12 protein-coding genes and 2 pseudogenes are annotated in these 8421 nt (G+C 69.8%); 9 read left to right on the top strand and 5 right to left on the bottom strand.

Annotated features, from left to right (window positions below):
• Nucleotides 1–482 (bottom strand): annotated as a pseudogene (locus GJ632_RS16420) (hypothetical protein); the annotation flags it as partial.
• 172 nt (nt 483–654) lie between these two features.
• Between GJ632_RS16420 and GJ632_RS16415 the strand changes: the two are divergent.
• On the top strand, nt 655–1554 hold the full coding sequence (locus GJ632_RS16415; RefSeq protein ID WP_197428040.1) for a hypothetical protein: 900 nt from the start codon (nt 655–657) through the stop codon (nt 1552–1554).
• Between the two features lie 10 nt (nt 1555–1564).
• On the opposite strand, the gene GJ632_RS16410 is transcribed toward GJ632_RS16415, so the two are convergent.
• The 4 genes and pseudogenes from GJ632_RS16410 to GJ632_RS16395 form a co-directional block, all read right to left on the bottom strand.
• Complete coding sequence (locus GJ632_RS16410) at nt 1565–3061, bottom strand: TrkH family potassium uptake protein (RefSeq protein WP_191453516.1); 1497 nt, start codon at nt 3059–3061, stop codon at nt 1565–1567.
• A gap of 93 nt (nt 3062–3154) precedes the next feature.
• The gene (locus tag GJ632_RS16405) at nt 3155–3628 is read right to left on the bottom strand and encodes a nucleoside deaminase (RefSeq protein ID WP_089809823.1); all 474 of its coding nucleotides are present in this window, start codon (nt 3626–3628) and stop codon (nt 3155–3157) included.
• Nucleotides 3629–3926: 298 nt separating this feature from the next.
• Nucleotides 3927–4697: pseudogene (locus GJ632_RS16400) on the bottom strand (formate/nitrite transporter family protein); the annotation flags it as partial.
• The gene (locus tag GJ632_RS16395) at nt 4694–5011 is read right to left on the bottom strand and encodes a hypothetical protein (protein ID WP_191453514.1); all 318 of its coding nucleotides are present in this window, start codon (nt 5009–5011) and stop codon (nt 4694–4696) included. The gene GJ632_RS16395 and the pseudogene GJ632_RS16400, both read right to left, overlap by 4 nt.
• Nucleotides 5012–5268: 257 nt before the next feature.
• Here GJ632_RS16395 and GJ632_RS16390 point away from each other — a divergent pair, with 257 nt between their 5' ends.
• The 8 genes from GJ632_RS16390 to GJ632_RS24005 form a co-directional block, all read left to right on the top strand.
• On the top strand, nt 5269–5826 hold the full coding sequence (locus GJ632_RS16390; protein ID WP_197428039.1) for a Na+/H+ antiporter subunit E: 558 nt from the start codon (nt 5269–5271) through the stop codon (nt 5824–5826).
• Complete coding sequence (locus GJ632_RS16385) at nt 5826–6107, top strand: monovalent cation/H+ antiporter complex subunit F (protein ID WP_089809829.1); 282 nt, start codon at nt 5826–5828, stop codon at nt 6105–6107. Before GJ632_RS16390 ends, GJ632_RS16385 begins: the two co-directional genes overlap by 1 nt.
• Nucleotides 6104–6427, top strand: coding sequence for a monovalent cation/H(+) antiporter subunit G (gene mnhG, locus GJ632_RS16380; protein ID WP_343161223.1), 324 nt, complete (start codon nt 6104–6106; stop codon nt 6425–6427). Before GJ632_RS16385 ends, mnhG begins: the two co-directional genes overlap by 4 nt.
• Nucleotides 6424–7014: a DUF4040 domain-containing protein gene (locus GJ632_RS24020; RefSeq protein WP_231751619.1), complete on the top strand. Its 591-nt coding sequence runs from the start codon at nt 6424–6426 to the stop codon at nt 7012–7014. The genes mnhG and GJ632_RS24020 overlap by 4 nt, the downstream gene beginning before the upstream one ends.
• Nucleotides 7011–7448 carry an MnhB domain-containing protein gene (locus GJ632_RS24015; protein ID WP_343161222.1) on the top strand — a complete coding sequence of 146 codons (438 nt, stop codon included), beginning with the start codon at nt 7011–7013 and terminating at the stop codon, nt 7446–7448. Before GJ632_RS24020 ends, GJ632_RS24015 begins: the two co-directional genes overlap by 4 nt.
• Before the next feature lie 8 nt (nt 7449–7456).
• Entirely contained in the window at nt 7457–7807 is a 351-nt protein-coding gene (locus GJ632_RS16370) for a cation:proton antiporter subunit C (protein WP_343161221.1), read from the top strand.
• Complete coding sequence (locus tag GJ632_RS24010; RefSeq protein ID WP_231751618.1) at nt 7804–8121, top strand: hypothetical protein; 318 nt, start codon at nt 7804–7806, stop codon at nt 8119–8121. The genes GJ632_RS16370 and GJ632_RS24010 overlap by 4 nt, the downstream gene beginning before the upstream one ends.
• A 54-nt stretch (nt 8122–8175) precedes the next feature.
• Nucleotides 8176–8421 (top strand): proton-conducting transporter membrane subunit (locus GJ632_RS24005; RefSeq protein WP_343161220.1); only part of this gene is annotated, 246 nt, incomplete at its 3' end.

Below are 8421 nucleotides of genomic sequence, written 5' to 3'. Positions count from 1 at the left end.
AGCGCTACGTCCGAGAGCCACAGCGCCGCGAGTCCGAGTCCGACGACGACCAGCGCGCCGGCGTACAGCGAGGTGCGGATGCGTCCCTCCAGCGCCTCCCGGACGGCCGCCGCGTCGGTCGTCACGAGGCCGCCGACGAGCGTGAACAGCGAGAGGGAGAACAGCGCGACGTACGCGAGGAACAGGTCGTTGAACGAGACCTGAACCGCGACGCTCAGCCACGTGTACGTCGAGTACGCCAGCGCGCCGAGCCAGACGATACGGCCGCGGGGAGAGCCCCGCATCGCGTACCGGAGGCCGACCGCGAGGACGGGGAGACCGACGAGGAGAACCGTGAGGTCCTGCAGCTGATACTGTGCGACGAGGGCGGGGGCGTCCCGGTAGTGACCCGGTCGGAGGAGACCGAGGAGCGACGAGACGGCGGCGAGCGCGAGTATCGCCACCGTCGAGAGGACGTGCCACCGACGGAGTTGACTGGTCATGTCGTTCACCGACAGAGAGTACGTCTGAAACGGAGTTAACTGACGACGATGGTTCTCAGCGGGTAGTACCCGCGGTCGGAGGGTCCAGCAGGTAGAAGACGCGGCGGCGAGTACCGGCGCGTAGCACCGGAGCCATCGAATGAACGTACACGAACTCGTCGACGTCGGTACCGTGGGACTGAGCGCCCTCCTCGTCCGCGACGCGAAGTTCTTCGCTCGCTCGCTCGCGGCCCCGTCGCTCCTCGACGCCGCGGCCGGCGCGGACGCCGACGTCGCCGCCGCCGCCCTCTCGAAAGCCGGCCGTTGGACGGTGACCGTCGACACCCCGTGCGGGGAGTTCGAGGCGGCGTACGTGCCGTGGCGGTGGCGCGGCCCGGAGTATCCGACGCTCGTCTACCACCACGGCAGCGGCGAGCGACCGTTCGACTTCGGCCGCTTCGGGACGAACTCGTTCCGTCGGCTGTTCGTCGCCGCCGACTCGGAGATTCCGGCCAACGTCGTCGCCGTCAGGGCCCCGTTCCACGACGGGACGAACGCGGCGTACGCCCGGGCGATGGGTGACCTCGAGAACTTCGTCGGGATGCTCGCCGCGTCGGTCGGTCTGATGGAGGAGCTGACGGTCCGAGCGCGCGAGCGGACGGACGGGTCCGTCCACCTCGCCGGCATCAGCCTCGGCGGGTGGGCGACCAACCTCCACCGGGCCTGTTTCGACACCGCCGACGGTTACGTCCCGATGTTCGCGGGCGCCGCGCTCGGCGAGATGTTCGTCTCCTCGGCCTACCGGAAACTGACGGGTGCCCCGGCCCGCCGGAACCCGGGCCGTCTCCGGGAGGTGCTCGACTTCGAGGAAGCGTTCGCGGCCGTCGACGCCGACGACTGTCGCCCGCTACTCGGACGGTACGACCGCATCATCGAGTACGAAGCGCAGCGACCGGGGTACGGCGAGATGGCTCCGGTCGTTCTAAACAGGGGCCACGTCACCGGGTCGCTCGCGACGGCGCGACTGCGCGAACACGTCCTCGACGGACTCTCGAACGGGCGAGCCCGCGAAACTGCGGATGGGCGGATGTGACGCTCGCGCCTCAGGACCGCCAGAACGCGGGCGTCAGTAGCACTAGCACCGGGATTATCTCGATGCGGCCGACCCACATCAGGAACGTCATCAACAGTTTCGCCGGCACGGAGAACGGCTCGTAACTGGCGAACGGTCCGGCGATGCCGAACGCGGGTCCGACGTTGAAGAACGTGGAGGCGGCGGCGCCCATCGCCTCGAACTCGGTTATCGAGAGCGCCCCACGAGAGGCGTCGACGGCGACGAAGACGGTGGCGGCGATGAAGAACAGGAGGCTCACGAGCGTGTAGGCGTAGATGTCGCGAATCGTCTCCTCCTCGACGACGCTCCCGCTGAGTCGGACCGGGCGGACCGCCCGCGGGTTCGACGCCGTGAACAGGTCGCGGCGGAACGCCTTCAGGACGACCAGCCACCGGAGCGTCTTTATCGAACAGGTGGTGCTGCCCGCCATCCCGCCGACGAACATGCAGACGAACAGCAGGTGCTTCGCGCCCGACGACCAGAGGTCGAAGTTCGTACTCGCGTACCCCGTCGTCGTGACGATGGAGACGACCTGAAACAGCGAGTGGCGAGCCACTTCCTCGACGCCCGCGGGCGGCCCGCCGTCCGCGAACAGGATGCCCGCCACGCCGGCGGCGAACAGGAGGAGGAGACCGACGTAGAAGCGGAACTCCTCGTTCTCGTACAACCGGTCGAGGCTCCCGGTGACGACGAAGTAGACGAGGAAGAAGTTCGTCGCGCCGACGACCATGAACGGGACGACGGCCCACTGGACCGCCGGCGAGAAGGCGGCGACGCTCTCCGGGCGCGGAGAGAAGCCGGCGGTCGAGATGGTGGTGAACGCGTGCGCGACGGCGTCGTACAGCGTCATCGCGGGTGCCAGTCCGCCGAGGTGGAGGCCGTAGAGGACGGCGACCTGCAGTGCGGTGAGACCGAGGTACAGCCGTCCCAACAGCCCCGCAGTCTGCGAAATCTTCGGCGTGAGTTTGTTGACGTCGCGGGTCTGGCTCTCCGTCTCCATCAGTTGCGCGCCCCCGACGGACAGTTGCGAGAGGATGGCCGTCGCGAGGACGAGGATGCCCAGTCCACCCATCCACTGGAGGACGGCGCGCCAGAGGAGCACCGCCCGCGCGTGTGCGCCGAAGTCGACGACCACCGTCGCACCCGTGGTGGTGATACCGCTCATGCTCTCGAACAGGGCGTTCACCGGATTGGCGAGCGTTCCGGCGCCGGCGACGACGAACGGCACGGCCCCCACGACGGAGACGGCCAACCACGTCGCCGACACCATCAGGAACGCCTCCCGTTCGCCGAGGCTGTCCTCGTCGGTCAGTCGTTCGAGAGCGGCACCGACGGCGACGGTTCCGACCGTCGGGACGAGGAACGGGAGGAGCGCCGTCCCGTCGTACAGGGCGAGTCCGAGAGGAAGCGCGAGCGGAACCCACAGCCACTTGAGCACGGTCCCGACGAGTCGGAGGCTCACTCGCCACTCGACTCGCGTCAACATCTGGCGGTCACGTCGGTCGATGAACTCCCCGGAGGACGAAAAGTGTGGCGTGACGGCCGCGGACCGACCGCCCGCGTGCGTCGAGGCGCCGGCTCAGTCGTCGCCGCGGAACTCGCGGTGGACCGCCAGCCCCTCGGCTTCGAGGACGCCGCCGACAACGTCGACGTCGCACCCGCGCCGGTCGAAAATCTCGCCGCACGGGACGCCTTCGCTGCCGCCGAACTCCGCGGCCGCCCGTGCGCCGGAGACGCTGTAGACGACGGCGCCGAGGCTCGAAATCGAGATACCGCCCGCGCACATCGGGCACGGTTCGGTGCTCGTGTACATCACGGCTCGCTCGCGTTCCGCCGGCGCGAGTTCTCGCGCCGCCCGCCGGGCGAGCGTCAGTTCCGGGTGGAGCGCGATGTCGTCGTCCGTGCGCTCCCGGTTCGTCTCCTCCATCACGACGGCGTCGTCGAGGACGAGCAACGACCCGTACGGGCCGTCGCCGCGGTCACCGGCCGCGCGCGCGAGTTCGATGGCTCGTTCGACGTACGCCTCGTGGTCGAGTGCGTGCAGGTCGGGCATCGCCCGGGAGTTCGTCGGCCGAGCGAAGGAGTGTTGCGGTCGCGGTGCGGTCACAGCGGCGAAGCGACCCCACGAGGCGACTGCACCGTCGCTACTCGCCTCGGCCCGTCGCGGCGACGCGTTCGGGGCCCGTCGGGTCCGGCTCGGGGTCGCTAATTCGGAGGCTGAACAGCCACTCGCGGCGACCGAGACGGCGGCGCTTCCCGTCGCCGTCCGGGAAGGGGTCCGCCGTCTGCCCGTAGTTGAGCAGCGTCACCAAGAACACCCCGCCGATGGTGTTTCCAATGAGGACGGGCACGGCGAACTCCCAGAGGCCGACGAACAGGTCGACGTTCCCGGTGAAGACGAGGTAGAACGTGTCGGCCGAACTGACGACGATGTGGTAGAGCCCCGTCGCCGGGATAGTGAAGATGATGAGGTAGATGAGTACCACGCGCGAGATGGAGTCGCGGACGGCGTGTTCCAGCCACACCAGTCCGGCGACCAGCCAGCCCGCGAAGACGGCCTTGAACACGAGGTCCCACCACGGCGTCTCGACGCCGCGAGCGCCGATTTCGACCGCTGCGGCGGCGGCAGCGGGCGAGAACACGCCCGTGTTCGCGAGAACGAACGCGCCGACGAGGGCGCCGGTGAGGTTCCCCGCCAGCACGGCGACCCAGACGCGGAACAGCGAGGGGACGCTGGCGACGCGGGTCAACACGAGCGTCACCGGGGTCAGCGTGTTCTCGGTGTAGAGCTGATACCGGCCCATGATGATGTAGACGAACCCGAGCGGGTAGAGCAACGGCGCGACGAGGCCCGTCGTGTCGTCGGGGAAGGCGGCCTTCGTCGTCGCGTAGACGAAGAAGGTGAGCGTGATGGCGAACCCCGCCGCGAGACCGCTGAGGTACAGACGCAGGCTCTCGCTACCGACCTCCTCGTCGGCCGTCGCGACGACTCGCTGGAATATCTCGTCGGTCGAGAACCGGTCTCCGACCGCCTTTCCCGCCGCGGGCGCGCCGCTTCTGGCCCGGTCACCGTCAGGATGGCCGTTCGCCGGACGGGGGGCGGCCGCCCCGGGAGCGCTCATCGGGAGTCGGCCTCTCCCTCCGTTCGCTCGCTGGGCTTGACGGCGGGGTCCGCGGACTCTCCCGTCGAGCCTTTCTGTCGATTGACGGTGTACATCGTGACTCTGTAGAGCAGGTAACTGAACGCTGTGAACGCCACCAGTTCGACGAGGTACAACTCGACGGCCTCGACGAGCGTTATCTGCTCGATGATGACGCTCCGGGTCGCCGCGAGTGCGACGTAGGCGACGAGCAACGTGAGCGCGGGCATCACGACCAGCAACGCCGCCGTCAGCACCAGCCAGAACCGGTCGGTCAGGGGGGAGTCGTCGCTCATCTCAGCCACCCGGACGAGTCGTGCTGGCGGTCACGCTCGGCCCGTCTTCTCCACTCTTCAGGCCGGTGCCGGGTGTGCTGGTCCGTCTCTCGCTTCGTCGCCGTCGTCTCGGTTCGTGACCCATACCGAGCATCCGTCACGGAGCAACATAAACTATTCTACGAATTTACCGACATGGTCAAGTATATGTGGATATATTACCAGAACGTGAAAAAACAAGCCGCGTTCCGCGACGGTTGGGTTGCCGGGAGGCCCCCGTGAGCCGACTGACGGCCGCCGCGGCCGACGGACTTCGGGACGCCGCGGTCCGCTACGGGGCGACGGGCCTCGTCGCGTACGGCTTCTACCTTGCGCTCGGGGACCCGACGGACCCGTTCGACCTCGTGACCGGGTTCGTGAGTGCGGTGGTCGTCGCCGCCGTCCTCGGCGCCGTCGTCTTCGAGACCGCGCCCTCGCGCGGGAGTCTCGGCGTCGTCGCTCGCGCCGTCGTGTTCCTCCCCCGACTCCTCGCCGCCGTCGTCCGCGCGAACCTGTCGCTCGCGCGGGTCGTCCTCGACCCGCGACTCCCGATAGCGCCGTCGGTGGTTCGCGTCCCGGCGCCCGAGGGGAACCTCGCGCGGGCGCTGTTGGCCAACAGTATCACGCTGACGCCGGGGACGGTGACGCTCGACGTCACGGACGACGAACTGGTGGTCCACGCGCTGACCGAAGCCAGTCGGACCGAACTGCTGGCGGGGTCGCTGGCGCGATCCGTCGCCTTCGTCACCGGCGACCCCGTCACCGAGACGACCGACGACGAGACGGAGGGCACCTGATGACGACGCCCGTCGCGACGACCGGACTGTTGCTCGGCGGTGTCGCGCTCGTCGCCCTCGCGACTGCGCTCCTCTGGCGAGTCGTCGTCGGCCCCACGACGGCCGACCGCGTCGTCGCGGTCAACGTCGTCGGGACGACCACCGTCGTCGTCATCGCCCTCCTGAGCGCGGCGCTCGACGAACCGGGTTTCCTCGACGTGGCGCTCGTCTACGCGCTGTTGAACTTCCTGCTCTCGCTCGGCCTCTCGCGGTTCTCCGTCGAACGAGGTGGGTTGCTGTGACCCCCGTCGACGCCGCCGTCGTGGCGCTGGTCGCCGGGAGCGTCTTCTTCTCTCTCGTCGCCGTCGTCGGGTTCGTCCGCCTCCCCGACGTGTTCGCCCGGGCGCACGCCGCCTCCAAGAGCGAGACGCTCGGAGCGCTTCTCGGCCTCCTCGCCGCGGGCGTCGCCTTCGGCCCGGGTACCGAGTCGGTGAAACTGCTCATGCTGGCGCTGTTCGTCCTCGTCACGGGCCCCACCGCCGCCCACGCCATCGTCAGAGCGGCCGCGAGAGCGGGCGACACGCCGACGACCGTCGCGGACGACGCCGGAGGCGAACGATGACTCCCGAGACGGCGGTGCTGTACGCGCTGCTCGGCTTCACGCTGGCCACCGCCGTCGTGACCGCACTCGCGCGCACGCTGCTCACGGCCATCGTCGCGTTCGGGGCGTACAGCCTCGGTCTCGCGATGGTGTGGGTCGTCCTCCGCGCCCCCGACGTGGGCCTCACGGAGGCGGCCGTCGGCGCGGGCGTGACGACCGGACTGTTCCTCCTCGTCGCGCGGCGAGCCACGCCCTCGCGCGGTTCGCCGGTTGTCGGGTCGTCAGCGTCGCCCGCGACGGCGGTGGAGCGTCCCCCGGAGTCCGATTCGAGCACGATCGACCTTCGCGCCGCCGCCGTCGCAGGCGTCGTGACTGCCGGACTCCTCCTCACGGTGCCCGCGCTCCCGGCCGTCGGCGCGGCGGACGCGCCGGCGTTCGGTCCCGTCACGGAGTTCTACCTGACCGACGCCGCCGACCGCGGCATCGACAACGCGGTGACGGCCGTGCTGGTCGTCTACCGCGGGTTCGACACGTTCGGCGAGATAGCCGTCGTCTTCACGGCCGCCGTCGCCGTCTTGGCCGTCCTCGGCCGGGAGGTGCTGGTGTGAGCCGCCCATCGCGCGTCGAGAGTACGGTCGTCACGACGACGGTCAGACTGCTCTCGCCGTTCGTGCTGACGTTCGCGCTGTTCACGCTGTTCCACGGCACGTCCTCGGTCGGCGGCGGCTTCCAGGGCGGCGTCGTCGCCGCCGCCGTCGTGGTGTCGTTCGCCTTCGCGTTCGGCGTTCAGGAGACGGCGGCGTGGCTCTCGCCGCGGACGCTACTGGCACTCGTCGCCGCCGGTCCCCTCGTCTTCGGCGTCGTCTCGATGGCCGGGCTGGTCTTCGGCGGGGCGTTCATGCAGTTCGACGTGCTACCGATTCCGAAACCGTCGGTCTACGCGACGGAGGCGATAGAACTCGGCATCGGCGCGACAGTCGGCGCCGTCGTCTCTGTGCTGTTCGTCCGTCTCGCCGCGGACCCCGCCGGAGGTGAGCGGTAGTGGTGGACGTGTCGACGATACTGGCGACGCGGGCGGCGTACGTGGCGTACGCGCTCCTCGTGGGCGTCGGTCTGTACGTCCTCGTCGCCGAGGACAACCTCGTGAAGCGCGTCATCGGGCTGAACCTGTTCCAGACGGGCGTCTTCCTGTTCTTCGTCGCGAGCGCGTTCCGCGCGGGCGGCCGCGTGCCGTTGCTCTCGGCGCCCGGCCCGTACGTCAACCCCCTGCCGCACGTGCTCATCCTGACGGCCATCGTCGTCGGGGTGAGTGTCACCGCCGTCGCCCTCGCCCTCGTCGTCCGTCTGCACGACGAGTACGGGACGTTCAGCGAGCGCGCGATTCGGGAGGTGCGGCGATGAGCGACCTGCTCCCCTTCCTCGTCGCGGTGCCGTTGCTCGGCGCCCTCGCCCCCCTCGTCGTCGGCGTCGGCCGACCGGACGCGGTGGGGCGGGTGACGGCGGCCGTCCTCCTCGTCCACCTCGGCGTGGCCGCCGCGGCCGTCTGGGGGGGTCGTCACGGGCGGCTCTCTCTCGTACGTCGTCGGCGGACTGCCGGCCGCGTACGGCATCGGCCTCCGCCTCGACGCGGTTTCGAGCGCGTTCGTCCTCCTCGTCGCCGTCGTGTCCGCGGCCGCCCACCTCGCGGTCCGAACCGACCCGACGGGACCGACTGACAGCCTCTGGTTGCTCCTCGTCGCCGGCCTGACCGCGTCTGCGTCACCGCGGACGTGTTCAACCTCTACGTCTTCCTCGAAATTTCGGGGCTGGCCGCGTACGCCCTCGTCGCGAGTCGCCGCGGGGCGACGGCGGCGCTCGCCGCCCTGAACTACCTGCTCGCCGGCACCGTCGGGGCGACGCTGTACCTCATCGGCGTCGGGTACGCCTACGTCGCCACCGGGACGCTCTCGATGGCGACCCTGCGGGTCGAACTGGCCGGCGCGGGCTACGACTCGCCCCTCGTCGTCGCCGCGTTC

The organism is Halogeometricum sp. CBA1124, assembly GCF_009741955.1.
Lineage (GTDB): Archaea > Halobacteriota > Halobacteria > Halobacteriales > Haloferacaceae > Halogeometricum > Halogeometricum rufum.
The sequence above is the reverse complement of the archived record's forward strand: the minus strand, read 5'-3'. Positions and strand labels throughout refer to the sequence as shown.